The sequence below is a fragment of the Planococcus sp. A6 genome (genome assembly GCF_028823615.1).
In the GTDB taxonomy this organism is placed as follows: domain Bacteria; phylum Bacillota; class Bacilli; order Bacillales_A; family Planococcaceae; genus Planococcus.
In genome coordinates this window covers 1-17,618 of record NZ_JAPEHT010000071.1, presented here as the reverse complement: position 1 = coordinate 17,618, position 17,618 = coordinate 1, and the positions used below count along the sequence as shown (strand labels likewise).

At 50.0% G+C, this 17,618-nt stretch carries 19 protein-coding genes; 5 read left to right on the top strand and 14 right to left on the bottom strand.

Annotation, left to right across the window (positions count from 1 at the left end):
• Positions 1–7: 7 nt before the first annotated feature.
• The 5 genes from ON064_RS11540 to ON064_RS11525 all read right to left on the bottom strand — a co-directional run bounded on the left by ON064_RS11540 (position 8) and on the right by ON064_RS11525 (position 3,564).
• The gene (locus tag ON064_RS11540; protein ID WP_274624885.1) at positions 8–1,297 is read right to left on the bottom strand and encodes a purine/pyrimidine permease; all 1,290 of its coding nucleotides are present in this window, start codon (positions 1,295–1,297) and stop codon (positions 8–10) included.
• 71 nt (positions 1,298–1,368) lie between these two features.
• Positions 1,369–1,647, bottom strand: a complete 279-nt coding sequence (locus tag ON064_RS11535) for a hypothetical protein (RefSeq protein WP_274624884.1) — start codon at positions 1,645–1,647, stop codon at positions 1,369–1,371.
• 85 nt (positions 1,648–1,732) lie between these two features.
• Positions 1,733–2,104, bottom strand: a complete 372-nt coding sequence (locus ON064_RS18400) for an LLM class oxidoreductase (RefSeq protein ID WP_342455337.1) — start codon at positions 2,102–2,104, stop codon at positions 1,733–1,735.
• A complete protein-coding gene (locus tag ON064_RS11530; RefSeq protein ID WP_342455336.1) occupies positions 2,074–2,751 on the bottom strand; it encodes an MsnO8 family LLM class oxidoreductase in 678 nt (225 codons plus the stop codon). Before ON064_RS11530 ends, ON064_RS18400 begins: the two co-directional genes overlap by 31 nt.
• Before the next feature lie 78 nt (positions 2,752–2,829).
• Entirely contained in the window at positions 2,830–3,564 is a 735-nt protein-coding gene (locus ON064_RS11525; RefSeq protein WP_274624883.1) for an MBL fold metallo-hydrolase, read from the bottom strand.
• Positions 3,565–3,678: 114 nt separating this feature from the next.
• Here ON064_RS11525 and ON064_RS11520 point away from each other — a divergent pair, with 114 nt between their 5' ends.
• From ON064_RS11520 to ON064_RS11510, 3 genes are all read left to right on the top strand, one after another.
• Entirely contained in the window at positions 3,679–4,005 is a 327-nt protein-coding gene (locus ON064_RS11520) for a YflT domain-containing protein (RefSeq protein WP_101189341.1), read from the top strand.
• A gap of 237 nt (positions 4,006–4,242) precedes the next feature.
• Entirely contained in the window at positions 4,243–5,328 is a 1,086-nt protein-coding gene (locus ON064_RS11515; protein ID WP_274624882.1) for a YkvI family membrane protein, read from the top strand.
• Between the two features lie 72 nt (positions 5,329–5,400).
• A complete protein-coding gene (locus ON064_RS11510) occupies positions 5,401–5,691 on the top strand; it encodes a DUF3219 family protein (protein ID WP_274624881.1) in 291 nt (96 codons plus the stop codon).
• A gap of 47 nt (positions 5,692–5,738) precedes the next feature.
• On the opposite strand, the gene ON064_RS11505 is transcribed toward ON064_RS11510, so the two are convergent.
• From ON064_RS11505 to glgB, 8 genes are all read right to left on the bottom strand, one after another.
• Positions 5,739–6,002, bottom strand: coding sequence for a DUF3006 domain-containing protein (locus ON064_RS11505; RefSeq protein WP_274624880.1), 264 nt, complete (start codon positions 6,000–6,002; stop codon positions 5,739–5,741).
• Between the two features lie 4 nt (positions 6,003–6,006).
• Positions 6,007–7,092 carry an MBL fold metallo-hydrolase gene (locus tag ON064_RS11500; protein ID WP_274624879.1) on the bottom strand — a complete coding sequence of 362 codons (1,086 nt, stop codon included), beginning with the start codon at positions 7,090–7,092 and terminating at the stop codon, positions 6,007–6,009.
• A gap of 86 nt (positions 7,093–7,178) precedes the next feature.
• Positions 7,179–7,988, bottom strand: coding sequence for an SDR family oxidoreductase (locus tag ON064_RS11495; RefSeq protein WP_274624878.1), 810 nt, complete (start codon positions 7,986–7,988; stop codon positions 7,179–7,181).
• Positions 7,989–8,008: 20 nt separating this feature from the next.
• Positions 8,009–10,393 carry a glycogen/starch/alpha-glucan phosphorylase gene (locus ON064_RS11490; protein WP_274624877.1) on the bottom strand — a complete coding sequence of 795 codons (2,385 nt, stop codon included), beginning with the start codon at positions 10,391–10,393 and terminating at the stop codon, positions 8,009–8,011.
• 14 nt (positions 10,394–10,407) lie between these two features.
• Positions 10,408–11,832, bottom strand: a complete 1,425-nt coding sequence (gene glgA / locus ON064_RS11485) for a glycogen synthase GlgA (RefSeq protein ID WP_274624876.1) — start codon at positions 11,830–11,832, stop codon at positions 10,408–10,410.
• Positions 11,829–12,851, bottom strand: coding sequence for a GlgC family sugar phosphate nucleotidyltransferase (locus ON064_RS11480; protein WP_274624875.1), 1,023 nt, complete (start codon positions 12,849–12,851; stop codon positions 11,829–11,831). The genes glgA and ON064_RS11480 overlap by 4 nt, the downstream gene beginning before the upstream one ends.
• Positions 12,848–13,996, bottom strand: coding sequence for a glucose-1-phosphate adenylyltransferase (locus ON064_RS11475; protein ID WP_274624874.1), 1,149 nt, complete (start codon positions 13,994–13,996; stop codon positions 12,848–12,850). The genes ON064_RS11480 and ON064_RS11475 overlap by 4 nt, the downstream gene beginning before the upstream one ends.
• On the bottom strand, positions 13,993–15,876 hold the full coding sequence (glgB, locus tag ON064_RS11470) for a 1,4-alpha-glucan branching protein GlgB (protein WP_274624873.1): 1,884 nt from the start codon (positions 15,874–15,876) through the stop codon (positions 13,993–13,995). Before glgB ends, ON064_RS11475 begins: the two co-directional genes overlap by 4 nt.
• 216 nt (positions 15,877–16,092) lie before the next feature.
• On the opposite strand from glgB, the gene ON064_RS11465 reads away from it, so the two are divergent.
• Both ON064_RS11465 and ON064_RS11460 read left to right on the top strand, forming a co-directional pair.
• Positions 16,093–16,680, top strand: a complete 588-nt coding sequence (locus tag ON064_RS11465; RefSeq protein ID WP_274624872.1) for an SCO family protein — start codon at positions 16,093–16,095, stop codon at positions 16,678–16,680.
• Positions 16,677–17,006, top strand: coding sequence for a hypothetical protein (locus ON064_RS11460; RefSeq protein WP_274624871.1), 330 nt, complete (start codon positions 16,677–16,679; stop codon positions 17,004–17,006). The genes ON064_RS11465 and ON064_RS11460 overlap by 4 nt, the downstream gene beginning before the upstream one ends.
• A 27-nt stretch (positions 17,007–17,033) precedes the next feature.
• Here ON064_RS11460 and ON064_RS11455 read toward each other — a convergent pair.
• On the bottom strand, positions 17,034–17,618 hold a 585-nt coding region (locus tag ON064_RS11455; RefSeq protein WP_274624870.1), incomplete at its 5' end, for a lactonase family protein.

Here is a 17,618-nt window from a genome sequence, read left to right as displayed (position 1 = left end):
CCTGTTTTTATTTTACACGTACGAACCGCATCATCACTTGTTCAATAATGATGGCAATGATGGTCCCAGTTATCAAGCCATTTGATAAAATAGCCGCGACAGCTGAAGGCAGCCCGGCCATGCTTTCTGTCGGGATGAACATCAAACCAACACCTGTCATTAGGCCAAAAGCCGCCACTTTATAAGATCGTTTGCGGTTGGGCTCCGCTTCAAGCGCGTTGAAAGCCATTTCCACCATTTTGGAGAAAATCGCAAAGATGACTGCATAGGCAACCGGAGCCGGCAAGGAAGCGAGAACAGCCATCAATTGAGGAAACAAACTGATGCCCGTGACGATGACACCACCAAAGATGAATGGGCGCAGCCCGGGAGTCCTTGTCGCACTGACAAACCCAGCTGCACCGGAAATCGGCACAGGGCCGACAGAAGAAAATAGCCCCGCAAGCAGATGGTTCAGCCCTGATGCGACTGATGCCTGCTTCATACGGTCTTCTGTCTGGATCGAGAAGGCGTTTTTCAGCAAGCTTTCCATGACGTGGACCGAAGCCATCATGTTGGCGATGAGCAATACGGTCAGGAACAAAGTCGTTACCAGCATGCCCCCGTCAAAGACGAGCGGGCCAAAGACCAGCATGTCCGGGAATGTTATCCATGCCCCGCTAGTTTCAGGAATGCTCGGCGCTTTGCCGATAGCCCAAAACAGCAGCCACCCAAAAGCGATGGACAGGAGTACTGAATAGCGGCTGATGAACGCTGAACGGTGAAACATGAAATAGAAAGTGATTAAAATGACCGCGACCGCTGCCAGCAGCACCCATACATCCAATAAATCCCCTTCCGATGAAATGCCGAACAGGCCTTTCATGATCGATTCACTAATCTGCAACACGAGCAGCAGTAAATAGATAAACGTGACGGTTGGAGTGAAAAACTGTTTCAGCTTATCCACTACACCCGTGACAGCGAAAACAATAAATAGAATACCGCTATAGAACAAGCCGCTTTGCAATACTTGCAAGGATTCTTCAGCAGTTGAATACAACACGCCGACAAGTCCGGCGTAGACGATAAACACGCCCCACCATAAACCGGCTGGCCCTTCGTTGATTGGCAAACGGTGGCCAATGAAGGCCTGGATCAGGCAGGCGATGCCGAGGACGAAGATGGTGCGCTGCAAGAACAGCGCGGTGTCGGCAGTGTCCATACCGAAAATGCTTGCGATGGCGATGGGAGCTGCAATGGATGAAGCGATGAGAAAAATCGCCCATTGCAAGCCGCCCGCTAAATTTTTTGTCATGAGGCAACTCTTTTCATATAAAGTATTGTTTCAGTCTACACATTCCACTAAATAGAAAAAGCCCTGAAGCGTCAGGGCTTTTCCGTTGGCTGGCCGTTTGTATCCCGCGGCTCATCCGGTGTATTCGGATTTTCTTGTCGATCTGCTTGCGCTTGTTCATCAGACTCTTTCCGCGTTTCACCGCGGTCGTAAATCACCGGGTATCCTTGCTCGTTCAATTTTTTGACTTGCTTCCGCGATGCTTTCGTCAACAGGCGGACGATCAGGATCGATAGGATGAAAATGATGACGACCGAGATGATTCCCGGAATATATTCTGATTTATCTTCAGGAAAATAGAGAAAGTCCATAACATTACTACCACCTTTAAACTTCAAGTTTCACTAGTATTATACATGAAGCCGAGCGGTTGTTGCCGCCGGTCAGGTGAACATTTCATGGCAATCGGACAGCATTCGATACCGCTTGTTTTAGGATTTCGTAAGAACGCACGCGTTTTTCCTGGTCGTAAATATAGGAAACGGCCATCAATTCATCGATTGGCAATGAACCAGCGAAACGGCCGATTTGTTCTCCCAATTGCTCGGCATTCCCTTTGAACGTATAGCGCGCCATCGATTTGACCATCGCTTCTTCTGCATAGCTCCAGCGGCCATCCATCGTCTCGACAGGCGGCATCAATGGATTTTTCGTGCCGCGGACGACGTTCAAGTAAAACTGGTCGCTCGACGTCGAAAGCTGCTCCGCTTCTTCTGCACTTTCGGCCCCGACTACATTCACACAAGCGATGACATACGGTTCTGACAATGTATCGGAAGGCTAACGCGGCTGCGATAGATGGCGACTGCCGACTCCAGCTGCTGCGGGGCGAAATGCGCCGCAAACGCATACGGCAAGCCGAGTTTCGCCGCGAGCACGGCACTCGATGTACTCGAGCCTAGGATGAATAACGGTACTTCCGTCTCTACGCCTGGATAGGCTTTCACGGATTCCTGCGCTTCAAGTGGCCCCAGGTAACGCTGCAGCTCTTCGACATCTTCAGGAAATTGGAACGCAGTTTCCTGCGTCGTCCGGCGAAGTGCGCGGGCGGTTTGCATATCCGTTCCCGGTGCGCGCCCAAGACCGAGATTCACGCGTCCGGGATGCATCGTCTCAAGTGTACCGAATTGTTCGGCGACGACAAGCGGCGTATGGTTCGGCAGCATGATGCCACCGGAGCCGACTTCGATTGTCTCGGTCGCTTCGAGCACTTTGGAAATGAGAATCGACGTCGCGGAACTCGCGAGCGTCGGTGTATTGTGATGCTCGGACAGCCAGAATCGTTTATAGCCGAACTGCTCGGCATGGCGAGCGAGGTTTTTCATATCTTCGAACGCTTGCACCATCGGAAAGCCTTGGCGTACTGGCACCAGATCCAGGATGGATATTGCAAGCTCTTTTGTTTGTTGTGTCATGTGTCAACTTCCTTTCATCCAATTCGGATGATATAAGGATAGGAGGAAATTCCTTCAAATTCAAACTATCTGCTCTGCTTATAATTGATAGCTTTTGCCGATTTCAGCGAACGCTACATCTCCGCTGTAAGTTTTCTTCGCTTCCGCAAGGATTTCGGACAATTCGCCGTACTGAGGCAAATGGGTCAACAGCAGCTGTTTGGCTGAAGCTTCTGAGGCGAGTTTCCCCGCCTGGCTGCCGCTCATGTGACCTTGGATGATGCCGAGGTATTTTTCGTATAAATTCGATTCTGCGACGAGCAAGTCAGCGGATTCAGCAAATGACACGAGTTCGTCTTTCCATGCCGTGTCAGCCGTGAAGACTGCTGTCCGCTCCCCATTCGTAAAGCGCATCGCCAGGCAGTAGACAGGATGGTCTGTCTCACAGAAGGTCACTTGGAACGGCCCCAGCTCAAGTGTGTCACCCGCCTGGATCGCACGCCCTTCCGTCACGCCTTTATAGGACAATGCAGTGAATCCTTCTTCATCTTTATCATGCGCATAAATTGGCAAAGGTACCTCCCATTCCTTCAATTGCATGCCGACCATCGCCGCATGCTGCAAGACGCCAATATCCGCCACGTGGTCGGGGTGGTAATGGCTGATGACGACCGCATCGATGTCTTTCAATTCTGTGTAGTTCTGTACCGCTGCGACCACCCCGCTACCGCAGTCGAGCAGGCAGCGGTAGCCGTCCTGTTCGATCAAATAAGCGCAGGTCGCTTCGTTTTTGTTCGGGTAGCCGCCCCAAATCCCGATTGGCGTAATTTTCATGGTCACCACTCCTCCAGTTTTCCCCAGTATATCATTTCAACACACGCCGCATAGTTTAAGAGTTTAGGCACGTGGTATATAGGAAGTAAGAAGAAAATATTGGAGGGATTCGTTTTGGTAATTAAACTATCAGTCGAAAACGCAGTGCAAGCAAAAGCAGAAATTGAAAAGCTTGAGTCACAAGGATTCACGCATGACGACATCTATATTTTCGCGCATGACCCGAAACGCACGAAAGACATCACCAAAGCACTTGATACAGAGTCAGTAGGCATGAAAGAACAAGGCTTTCTCGACAGCATGAAAAACATGACTTCTTCACGCGGAGATGAATTGCGCGCGAAATTAGAAGCAGCCGGCCTTACTAAGCAAGAAGCAGATGAGTATGAAGAAGTTCTAGACACAGGAAAATTGGTAATCGTGGCCAATAAAGACCATTGATGATCACCTAAAATCCCGCACAGCATAGGGCTGTGCGGGATTTTTTTGTCAGCTATTATTTACTTTCCACAAAATGCTATATCACAAATATTATTTAGCTACATAGCCCTTACTGAATAACTAGTAAAATACTCTTGTTTTCCGAATTAGGTTTGTGAAAACGTTTTAATTTTGCTATATTTGAAAAAGGTTAATTTTCAAATAAGTAAATTTGCACGCTTAATGAGGGGGAGCAAGATGTTTAAAAGTATCAAAATGGGCAGCGCCTTTATCGGCATCATTGTCGGTGCCGGTTTCGCTTCCGGGCAGGAAATCCTGCAGTATTTCACCAGTTTTGGAATGATGGGAACTGTGGCAGCAGTGATCGCCACCGCATTTTTTGCTTATCTCGGGATGAGCTTGACGCGCCTCGGCAGCCGCATGCGTACCACTTCCCACAAAGAAGCCATTTTCGGCATCAGCGGCCGATTGATCGGTACCATTGTCGATTACATCATTATTTTGACTTTATTCGGCGTAGGGGTTGTCATGATCGCTGGAGCCGGTTCGATTTTCTCCCAGCAATTCGGCTGGTCAGCTGCTCTGGGCAGCACGGTCATGGCCGTCTTGATCATCTTGACGATCATGTTGAATGTCCAAAAAGTCATCAACATCATTGGGAGCATCACGCCGTTCCTGATTCTTGCCGTGATTGCGCTTGCCGCTTACAGTTTAATGACGATGGACGGTTCATTTTCAGCGCTTGAGTCCATCGCCAAAGAACAGGAATCTGCGGTTGCAAACTGGTGGTTGTCTGCGATCAACTACGTCTCCTTCAACATCGCGGTCGGCGCATCGATGGCCATCGTTATGGGCGGGACGGAAAAAGATGAAAAGATTGCGGCACGCGGCGGATTGATCGGAGGGCTTGGGCTTGGTATCCTGATTATCTTGAGCCATTTGGCGATTTTCTCGAAAGTCGATGTCGTCGGCACAGCAGAAATGCCGATGCTGCAGATCGCAGATGATTTGTCGCCTGCACTTGGCGTCTTCATGTCGGTCATTTTGTTCGGCATGATCTATAACACCGGCGTCAGCATGCTGTTCTCGTTCTCCGCACGTTTTGTCGAAATGGGGACAGCGAAGTTCCGAATATTCGTCATCATCGTCGGAGTCGTGGCATACATCTTGAGCTTTGTCGGGTTCACGAAACTCGTCAGCATGTTCTATCCGATTGTCGGATACTTAGGTTTGTTCCTCGTCGGCGCATTGATCTATGCCGATATCAAGAAACCGAAACGCCAAGAAACACGCGCAGAAAAAATCAGACACCAAAGCACATGATTGTGCTTCGGTGTTTTTTTCATGGTACCGTTACTATAAGGCTTTTCAGTAAACGGAACGGAGGAATAGACGATGAGCGAAATCATTCAATTGAACGGCCGCCGAATCGAAACAGACCAGCTTGAACTTCACAGTCTAGCGGATGGCCGCAGAAAAATCTCTTGCGATTTCAAAGTCACAAGCGATGCCTACCATGACATTGCCGTACTATTATATGAGATGAATTTCCGCGTCGCTTTGCCAGCTAAAGGCCAGGAATTCGACGCTGCCATTTCCAATTATTTCACCGATACGACCAACCTTTATAAAGGCAATGAAGTAGCGGACTATCATCTGGAACTGACCGAACTCGCATCCACTTAAAAATAAGCACAAGAAAAGCGTATGGAGAAAAATCTCCTTACGCTTTTTCATTTTCGCTTGAAACGGCTGCCTGTGTTTTTGCTGCGCAAGCGCGCCATCAATTCATCGGCTTTTGCAGCGCGTTCATTCGTCTGCGTGAGATCGGCTTCGATGTCCACGACATGCCCAGATTCAATGCTCAGCGTGAACCACATCCCCTGCCTACTGCCTTCTGGCAAATAGCGCAGCGGCACACGGAATTCACGCCCGGCTTGTTCTGCGATGATGACGGCCACACCGCCATCTTCAAAACGATCCAATACCCCTCTCATCTGCTCACTCTCCTACACAAGCTAATCCCTGTTCTTTCAATCCGGCAAGCTTTCCTTCGCCGATGCCGCTGACGCGCGTCAAGTCATCGAGCGTTTCAAACGGACGCTCGTCGATGATTGCTTCCGCCAATGCTTCTCCGATTCCGGTTAGCTCCGACAGCTCCGCAGTAGAGGCTCCGTTGATGTTCACACATCGGTTGCTGCCTTCTTTGGCGACGCCTTCCCGTTCCGTTTCGACGCTATATTCCTGGCCGTCCGTCTCGACAATGATTGTGCCATTGACGTCAGTGCCATACACTTCCGCCCCTTCGTTTTCCACTGATGCCAGCACTTCCGCATAAGGATGGCCATATGGATTATCAATGCCCGCACTGTAAATCGCCACATCGGGTTCTACTGCCTGTAAAAATTCCAGACCTGTGGACGTATTGGAGCCATGATGGCCCATCAGCAAAATATCCGCTTCGAGCGGCAAGTTGCCCGCGACCATTTCCTGCTCTGCCTGCATGTCGGCATCGCCTGTAAAGATAAATGCCGTCTCCCCGTAACTGATGCGAAACGACAGCGAATCGCCGTTAGTGTCGCCGCTCAATTCTTCGGGATGGAGCACTTCGATTTCCAGCGAACCGATCTCGTATTCGTCCCCACGCCGCGGTTCTTCATATGGTATTCCGGCTTCATCGACCGCTTCGAGCGTCCGGATAAATGTATTAGAGGAACTCGGGTTCCCTGACATCCATACTTCGCCGACTTCGTACGTTTCGATGACACGCGCCAATTGGCCGATGTGGTCGGCGTCCGGATGGGTCCCAACCGCGATATCAATTTTTTCGACTTCCAGTTTGTCCAAATACATCAGCACATCACTGGCATTCCAATCGCCGGCATCGATCAGCATCGAATAGCCGTCCCATTCCAGATAGGTAGCGGACCCTTGGCCGACATCGATATAATGAACAGCAAGCCCGTCTGGTTGTTCCTGCGCGGCTTTTTGCTCCGGTTCCGCCGGTTTCGGGTTAGCCGGTTCGCCAAGCGGGACACAGCCCGCTAAACCCAGCAATAAAACGGCGACCCACATTAGCTTTTTCATGTTTTCCACCTCTTACCCGAATTTTACCATAGCTCACGAAAAACATAGAAATTCCATATAAAAAAGCACGGGATATCCCCGTGCTTTCATGTCGACATATAGTCGCCGCCGTTCATATGCAAAAATTGCCCGGTCATATAGGAATTTTGCGGATCTGCCAAGAACACATAGGCTTTCACGAGTTCGTACGGCTGACCCGGACGTCCTGCCGGCACGTCTTCCCCGAAATCGGATGCAACGTCCGGGTTCAAATCCCCGAAAGTCTTCGTGATGAGCGGCGTCCATATCGGGCCCGGGGCAATGCCGTTGACTGCAATTTCCTCGCGGACGAGCCGTCTTGCCAAGGAACGTGTCATCGCGACCATCGCCCCGTTTGCTCCTGAATAGTCGATGAGATCCGAATGGCCCCGGTAAGCATTGATGGAAGCGGTATTAATGATGCGTGATCCTTTTTTCAAATGAGGCAATGCCGCGCGCACCAAGTAAAACATCGCAAACGCCTTGATCTCAAAGGTTTTCAGCATTTGCTCATCGCTGATATCAAGCGGCGAAGTTTGCGGGTATTGGAACCCGGCGTTGTTGACGACGATATCCAAGGCGCCAAATTCATCGAGCGCAAAGTTCACGAGCGCATCGCAATTCTTGGATTTTCCAAGGTCTCCGCCTAAAGCACGTGCTTCGCCGCCGTAGGATTGGATGATGTCCAAGGTTTTTTCGGCGCCTTCTTCGTCATCGAGATAACCTATGACCACACGCGCTCCTTCTTTTGCATAGGCGATCGCAACCGCTTGCCCGATCCCGCTGCTGGCACCGGTGACAATTGCCACTTTCCCTTCCAACGCGCCGCTCGCTTTATAGTCGGCCAAATCGGTATTATCGAAACTTGCTTGTGCCATTGCTCATCCTCCTGCCGGTTTCAGTTAGTCGGAACTTTCGACAATCCCCATACATCTTCGGAATATTGCTGGATCGTCCGGTCGCTTGAGAAAATGCCGGAAGCGGCAATATTCCTGACGCACATGCTCGCCCATTCGACAGGATGCTCGTATGCATCGAGCACACGGTCATGCGTCTTGGCATAGTCCGCTAAGTCCTTCAAGACGAAAAACGGGTCTCCATGTTCTGTCAATTGGCGCACGATGAAATCGGAATTATGAGGGCCATCCGACCATTCTCCACGCGCCAATTCTTCAATGGTTTCGCGGATGGACGGGTCTTGTTCGATGATGTCTTTCGGGTTATAGCTTCCGTCATGCTCGAAACGCATGACTTCTTCTGAACTCATGCCGAAGACGAAAGCATTTTCTTCACCGACCGCATCGAAGATCTCGACGTTCGCCCCATCATACGTCCCGAGGGTCAACGCGCCATTCATCATGAATTTCATATTGCCCGTGCCAGATGCTTCTTTGGAAGCCGTAGAGATCTGTTCGCTGATGTCCGCTGCCGGAATCAGGAACTCTGCGTGGCTAACGTTATAGTCCTCAACGAACACAACGTGCAGATGGCGCCTTGCGACCGGATCGTTATTGACGCGTTCGGCTACCGTATTAATCAGCTTGATCACTTGTTTGGCAAAATGATAGCTCGGTGCGGATTTTCCGCCGAACAGGAAGGTCCTTGGATACGGCCGGTAATTCGGGTCGCTTTTGATGCGCTTGTATAATTGCTGGACATGCAAAATATTCATCAGTTGTCGCTTGTAACCGTGGATTCGTTTGATGTGGATATCAAAAATCGAATCGGGGTCAACGATAGTATTGTGCTCTCGTTCGAGGTGGTGAATCAAATGCTCTTTTTTCAGCTTTTTGATGGCTTGGAATGCTTCCAAAAATGGCCGGCTGTCCGCCAGATACGCGAGTTCACTTAATTGTTCGGGCCGTTGGATCCAATCCGGGCCGATGTGTTCGGTAATGAGTGAGGATAATTCCGGATTTGCCGCAAGCAGCCAGCGGCGATGCGTGATGCCGTTGGTTTTGTTGTGGAATTTATGCGGAAAGTATTCATTCAGTTCTTTCATTTCACGTTTCTTGAGGATTTCAGTGTGGAGCTTTGCCACCCCGTTCACTTTATAGCTGCCGACGACGGCTAAGACGGCCATTTTCACGACGCCGCCGTCGATGATCGACAACTTGTGGACCGCCTGTTCATCCAATTCCTTCGATTCCCATTCGGCCCTGAAGCGCCGATCGATTTCTTCGATGATCTCGTAAACGCGCGGCAATAACTGGCGCAGCAGGCGGCTTTCCCATTTTTCCATCGCTTCTTCCAAAATCGTGTGATTTGTATAGGAAATGGTCCGCGTCGTCAGCAACCAAGCTGTATCCCAATCCAGCTCGTAGTCATCCATCAAGATCCGCATCAACTCTGGAACTGATAAAGCGGGATGTGTATCATTGATTTGAATCGCCACTTTTTCAGGTAGTTCTTCAATATCGAAGTTACGTGTCGCCAGGATGGTGCGGATAGAAGCGCTACACAAGAAGTATTGCTGTTTTAAACGTAGCAACTTTCCGCTATCGAGTGCGTCATCCGGATAAAGACGGTCGGATATTTTAGCCGTCTCGAGTTCATTCACCAAATAACCGAGCCCATAAGGCAACGGCTGGTCGGACGGCTCCGCCTGCCAGAGCCTGAGCGTATTGATTGTGCCGCCCTCTGCCCCGACAATCGGCATATCATACGGTACCGCTTTAACCCACACCGCATTCTTCAGTTCCGTACGGACGCCTTGCTCTTCGACAGTCATGCTGGCTTCCCCATAAAATGGGATGTCGAGTGCAAGGTCTTCCCTACGTACCTCGATGCCTTGCCCTTCTTTAATCCAATTGGTCGGCAATTCCACTTGAAAGCCTTTGATGAAATGCTGTGTGAACAAACCACCACGGTAGCGGATCCCGCAGCCATGCCCGGGCAAGCCGAGCGAAGCGAGTGAATCCAGGAAACACGCTGCCAAGCGCCCGAGCCCGCCGTTGCCAAGCCCCGGTTCCTGTTCGAGCTCTTCGATTTCCGATAGTTTATAGCCGAGTTCGCCGAGCGCTTCTTCTACCATTTTGTAAGCACCCAAATTGTGGAGGTTTTGCCCGAGCAAGCGCCCGAGCAGGAATTCGATCGACAGATAATACAATTGCTTATCACCGCTGTCCCGGTTGGCCGCTTGCTGCTTGTCCCATTCCTGCAACACTTGTTCACAAACCATTTTACCCAACACATTATAGGCTGTGCCTTCTGTTTTATCCCCATTTTCCACTGTTAATCGCCGGTTGAATTCTTCTTTGAATTGCTCCTTGGAGTAAAACATTCTCAACACACCCTTCAGTTTAAGCTTGCATATAATTTCTCGTATTCTCTTGCCGAACGCGACCACGACGAATCTCTCGCCATGCCATTATGGATCAACGCACCCCAATGGTCCGGCTTGTAGTAGAAGGACAGGGCGCGCGATAAGGCTTCATCGAAATGAATGCCTGCTTTGAAATCGCTTAGGAAGCCCGTCCCTGTCTTATCCTCTTCATTATATTCATCTACCGTATCGCGCAAACCGCCCGTCCGGTTCGCAACCGGAACCGTGCCATAGCGCATGGAAATCAATTGGCTCAAGCCGCACGGTTCAAAATGCGAAGGCATCAGGAAAATATCTGAGCCTGCGTATAATTGATGGGCAAACGACTCATCAAAGCCGAGATGGACGGAGACTTTACCAGCATAATCCACTTCAAGGCGCTGGAAAAACTCTTCATAATGAACTTCCCCTGAACCGAGCAGCACAAACTGGATATCCCCTTCCAAAAATTCAGGCAAGCTTTGTTCGAGCACATCGATCCCTTTCTGTCCCGAAAGCCGCGATACCATCGTCAATAATGGAATATCCGGCTGTTGCGGCAAGCCGCAGCGTTTTTGAATGGCGCGCTTGTTCGCTTGTTTCCCCTGCAAATCCTCCGCGCTAAAAGTCTGCGCGATGTGTTCATCGGTTTTGGGGTTGTAGGCTTCCGTATCGATACCATTCAATATGCCATGCAAATCCGCTTGCCGTTCAATGAGCAGGTTTTCCAAATGCTCGCCGTAAGCTTCCGTCAAAATTTCATCGCGGTAGTTCGGGCTGACCGTCGTCAATTTATCGGCATACAGCATACCGGTTTTCAGAGAGTTGAAGTTTTCGAGCCATGCAACTTGGCCGTTTTCATAAAATTTTTCATCCATCCGATACTGCTCCAAAAATACGTCTTTCGAAAAATTGCCTTGGAACTGGATATTGTGGATCGTCAGTACGGTTTTCGCGCGATCGGCCAACTGCTGGTATTGAGGATCTTCTTTCAATAGAAACGGTAAAACAGCAGTATGCCAGTCATGGACATGCAGAACATCCGGAGCCTTTTCGGCACGCACCAGGAAATCCAGTACGGCCCGGCTGAAAAACGCATATCGTTCAGCATCATCCGGCCCGTAAATGCTATCCCGTTCAAAATATGAATCGTTTTCCAGAAACAGGAACTCGACGCCATGCATATTGAGTTCATGGATTGCATAATTCTTCTTTTCGTCTTTAAACTCAAAGGAATATTCTTCCACTTTACGGAATTGCTGCTGGTAGCGTTCGTGGATTAAACTGTATTTCGGGATGATGACCTGCACCTCATGTCCGAGGCGGGCCAACTCCTGCGGCAATGCACCGATTACATCGGCCAGCCCCCCCGCTTTAGCAAAAGGGGCGCATTCCGCAGCGGCCATCACAATCTTCATTGGGAATCCTCCTTCGTGACCCGTTCGCCTTTTCTGAGAACGATCGGACGATCAGCTGTGCCGATCAACTTCACGCCTTTTTCAATGTAGACATCTTTGTCAGCAATGACGTAAGCAAGCTCACAATTTTCTTCGATTGTACACTTCTGCATGATGATGCAACTATCCAGACTCGCATTGATGCCGATCGTGACCGCACGGCTGATGATGCTGTTTTTGACATTACCTAAGATCGTGCTGCCGTTTGCCATCATCGAGTTCGATACGTTCGATCCATTCAGATAACGGGTCGGCGGTTCGTCTTTTACTTTTGTGTAGATCGGTGCTTGAGGCAAAAACAGCAATCGGCGGTTGTTCTCGTCCAATAATCCGAGCGACTCTTTAAAGTATTGCTGGATCGAGTCAATGATGGCGAAATATCCTTTATATTCATAAACGCCATATGAATAGGGCGCTTTTTTCAAATTCACTAAATCCTCGATGCTAAGAATGCGCTTTTCCCGATAGGAACGGATCAATTCAAGCATCAACCTGCGCGACAGAATATACGATTTCAAAGAACCGCTTGCACCGACCGCTTCGGTGATGTCCTTTCCGGATGCCAGGTGATGGGCCAGCATTTCTTTATAATCCAATTGCCCCGCGACAAAACTGCTCGTGACTACCACATGCGTTTGGCGGCTCTTTTCAAAAAACTGGAGATGCTCTTCAAAGTCACGGAATGAACCGACTGTCGCGATGCCACCGTTTTGATGAGTGGTCGGAAGGAAGAACAAGCCTTCTTTCCGTCGATCTAGATCCCAGCTTTTCCCGACGCCGATATGGTCAATCAGCGATCCAAAGGGCTGCGAAGCGAAAATGCCGACAGAATTGATATCTGCGTTCACCAAATTCGATAAAGCAAAATCAATGAGGCGATATCTTCCTGCGAACGGAATCGAGGAGACCGATCGATGAATGGTCAGGTCTTGGAGCCCTGCTACTTTTACAGATGCGTCCACTGCGGCCATCAAAGTCATTGCTGCCCACTCTCCTTCCATGAATCGATTAAGTCTTGCGTTAACAGCGTGATGCCCGCTGCAGGTTCGAGCAACCGGTAATTTTCCGGAACCGTCACGTCCGGTGGAACGATGACCCGGCTCAAATGGGCCCCTCGCCCGATTTTCGTGCCGCTCATGACGACGCTGTCTTCTACAACCGCTTCTTTCTCCACCAGGACATTTTGGAAAATGACAGAATGCTTGACCGTTCCGCTAATGACACAGCCTTCATTGACCATCGAACCTTGTACACGCCCGGTTTTCGTGATGACTTGTGGCGGCAATTGGGGATTCGACGAATAAATCCGCCAGGCGGGATCGTGCAGCACAAGCCCTGCCGATGGGTCAAGCAAATCCATATTCGCCTCCCATAGGCTGTCGACCGTCCCTACATCTTTCCAATATCCCTTGAACGGATACGCCACCATTTTTTGTTGGTCTTTTAGCATTTTCGGCAAGATATCTTTTCCGAAGTCATGGGTGGATTCTTCAATATTATTGTCTTCCTCTAAATAACGCTCCAGTTTTTCCCAATCAAAAACATACACGCCCATGGAAGCCAGGTTGCTTTTCGGTTTTTCGGGTTTTTCGTCGAACTCGACGATGTTCATGTCTTCATCAGTGTTTACGATGCCGAAACGGCTCGCCTCTTCCCATGGCACTTCCAACACAGAAACGGTGACATCCGCCTGTTTTTCTTTATGGTATTCCACGAGTTTTTCATAGTCCATCTTGTAAATATGGTCGCCTGATAAAATCACGACATAATCAGGTTCGCAGCTGGTCAGGAAATTGATGTTCTGGTAAATCGCGCTGGCTGTGCCGGCATACCATTTGATGCCGTCGATTTCGGCATAAGGCGGCAGCATCGTCACCCCACCTTGATGGCGATCCAAATCCCAGGGCGTACCGAGCCCGATGTAGCGGTGGAGCGCATGCGGCTGATACTGAGTTAAGACACCGACTGTGTTGATACCCGAATTGGTGCAATTCGATAAAGGGAAATCGATGATCCGGTATTTCCCGCCGTAAGGAATGGCGGGTTTCGCAATATCGTACGTCAATGATTTCAAGCGGCTTCCTTGGCCGCCTGCGAGAAGCATAGCAACTACTTTTTCATTCACAATAAGTCACTCCCATCTTTTCTTTTTTTCCAGATGCTCATCGTGAACGGCGGCAAGTCAATCTTCAATGAGAAAGGCTGATTGTCGCACGGAACATCGAGCGTTTCTGCCGCCTGCTGCAAATCTGCAGCCGTGCCGCCAAACTTTGCTGAATTGGTGGAGAAGATTTCTTCATAGGAGCCTTTGCGCGGTGCTCCGACATGAAAGCTTTCGTAACGATGTTCAGAGAAGTTGCACAGCACGAGGCACTCATCTTCCGGCAAAAATCCTCTGCGGATAAAGGTCGCCACGCTTTGTTCATGGTTGTCGGCATCGAGCCACATAAAACCATCGCGTTCATCATCGAGTTCAAAAAACGCTTTTTCGCTCCGGTAGAATGCCAGCAATTCCTTCATGAAGTCAGCGATCCCTTTATGTTGGGGATCTTCGAGCGATGCCCAGTCGAGTTCGGGCTGGAATTCCCATTCCTCGAAGTGGCCAAACTCTTGGCCCATGAACAATAATTTCTTGCCAGGATGCGCCATCCAAAATCCGAACAGCAAACGCAATTGGAGGAAACGCTCTTCCCTCGTGCCAGGCAGCTTGTTGAGCAGGGATTTTCGCCCATCCGCTACAGTGTCGTGGGAAAAAATCACTTGATAGCGCTCTTCGTATTGATACACCATCGAAAAATTCATTTTCCCATGGGCTTTCGACCGTTCTGCCGGCGGTGTTTTCATATACTCGAGCGTGTCATGCATCCAGCCGAAGTTCCATTTATAGTCGAAACCGACACCGCCGGATTCGACCGGGTGGGTCACTTTCGGATAATGCCAGGCATCTTCTGCAATCAACAATTTCTCGGGATAATGGAGCTTCAAGCTAGCCGTCAACTTCCTGAGGAAATCCGCCCCTTCCGTGTTATGCGGACGCTCTTTGATGTTCGGGATGAATAATAGGTTGACGAGCGCATCCATCCGGTAACCATCGAACTTGAATTCCTCCAGCCAATAATGGGCACTCGACAAGATGAAGCTCACCACTTCGCCTTTATTGATGTCGAAGTTCAAGGTGCCCCAATCCGGGTTCATGCGGCGCTCTTCCCGCTGTTCTTCGTAAAGCAGCTGGCCGTTAAAATTCGCCAATCCGTGCTGGTCGACGCAAAAATGGCCGGGGACCCAGTCCAAGAACAAGCCGAGGCCATGCTCTGTGCAGGATGTAACAAAATATTTTAAGTCTTCGGCTGTTCCGTAGCGTCCTGTCGGCGAAAAATAACCCGTTGTCTGATAGCCCCAGGATTCATCAAGCGGATGTTCGGTAATCGGCAAAATTTGGATATGCGTGAAGCCCATCTCGATGACATACGGAATCAACTGATCTGCAATTTCACGGTACGTATAAAATTCCCCATTTTCCTTGCGCCGCCAAGTGCCGAGATGCACTTCGTAGATGGCCATCGCGCGTTCCAGATGCTTATCGTTGATCGTTTGCTTGCGTTTCAGGACCTCCAACGGCCAAGCGTATTCACCGGGACCCGAGACAATCGATTTAGTGAACGGTCGTTTCTCGCTTTGCCGCGCATACGGGTCCGATTTCCACAGCACTTCGCCTCTCGGTGTGCGAAGTGCATATTCATAGAGACGGCCTTCCAAGTTTTCTGGGATGCTCACCCCCCATATACTCGCGTCATGCGGATGCCGCGCTAACGGATAAGTGGATGTGTCTTCCGTATCGGGGTTCACGCAGACTACGTCGATGCCTTCAATCTCAGGAGCCCAAACCGAAAATGTCGTTTCTTCCCCAAATGCATGTGCGCCGAAATACAAATAGCCATCGACCATCTGTCCTTCATGAAAAGCTTGCAGCCGTTCTTTTGTCCATGTATTCAACAAAAATTCCATGCAGCGCCTCCTTTTGGCCAAAACCAAGTTTAGTTTCTATTCTACATTTGAAATGTAAAGTCCTTGTTAAGATGCCGATTGCTGCCAAGAAATTCCACGAACGGCCGGAATGTCGCAATGTCTTCATATTTTCCCTGATCTAACGGCTTGTCGTCAGGCGCGGTTTGGAATAGGCTAAAGACAGACCAGCTTCAACATAGAAAGGACGCGAAATTTTTGCGAGCCCAAACTTATTTTCTAAACCTCTTGCTGATTGGCATCTTGTTTTTGGCTGCCTGCGGCCAAAGCATTGACGACCCATTGAATTGGGAAACAGAAGAATTCACTTTCACCGACCATAATAATGAAGATTTCGGATCCAGCGACCTCGAAGGAAAAGTCTGGCTGGCCGATTTTGTCTTCACCAATTGCACCACTGTCTGCCTGCCGATGATGGCGAATATGAAAGGCGTCCAGGAAGAGCTTCAATCGCAAGGGCTTGATGTCGAAATCGTTTCATTCAGCGTAGACCCGACCGTCGACACCCCAGAAATCTTGAAATCGTATGCGGAAAGCTACGATGTCGATTTGACCAGCTGGCATCTGCTGACGGGCTACTCCCAGGAAGAGATAGCCGACTTTGCGCTTGAAAACTTCAAGGCGATTGCCCAGAAGCCGCAAGATGACGATCAAGTGATCCATGGCACTTCGTTTTATTTGATCGACCACGAAGGCGTCATCATGAAAGACTATGATGGCCTGAACCCGCCGGTTGAAGATATCGTCCGCGATGCGGAGATCCTCGTCGAGGAGGCGGAAGGATGAAACGCAAACCGCTAGTCATAGTTGCTGTAGTCGTGCTCGTTGCTGCTGCGGCTGCCTGGTTTTTCATACCTCAGGAAAACGAACCTTCCACACAAAGCCGGATCGTGCTTGAACATACGCATCGCACGTTTATCGCACCGTCCTGCTTCGAACAATCCGACCCGACGAATTTTCTGGAAGAATCGACGCTTGGCCATGCACAGGAATTGAATTACCCGCCGCATTCCGAATGTACGGAAAAAGCGTTCGAAAGCAATAACGACAGCCCGGCAGTCCGGCTATTGAAAGAACTTGGGCTGATGGAAAAAACGCAAACTGATTGGTAATCGGCAGTGCTTCGGCTCTGCCTTTTGTTATTTCAGCAAGCGTACGCAGACGGGAGCGACCGTGTCGACACTATCGGCTGTCTCGCCTGGCATACCGTCTTCGCCGATTTTCTTGACGGCGATCGTTCCCGACTCTTCATGCGCGATGACAATCCACGGGCTATTAGGCACCAATGTGAAATGGCGCGGCCCCGCTCCTCCGGCATCCGCATGGCCAACCGATTCCAATAAGCCTTCCGCAACCTGGAACACGGCTATGCTGTCATGGCCTCGATTTGAAACATAGACAAAGCGCCCGTCTCCCGATACGGCAATTTCAGCGGAAGTATTAGTTCCTGTGAAATGTTCCGGCAGTGCTGAAATGTTCTGTACCTCTTTCAAGCCCTTGCCTTCTAGCGCATAAACGGAAACGGTCGAATCGAGTTCATTCACGCCGTAAGCGAAATCTTCGGATGGATGAAATGCCAGATGCCTTGGCCCTGCACCAGGTGCCGTCTTGGTCACAGCTTCCTGCTCAAGCGTTCCTGAATGAAGGTCAAGACGGTAGCGGACAATTGCGTCCATTCCGAGGTCGGAGACGAAAAAGCGATTCGTTCCCGGCAACTGAAAAGC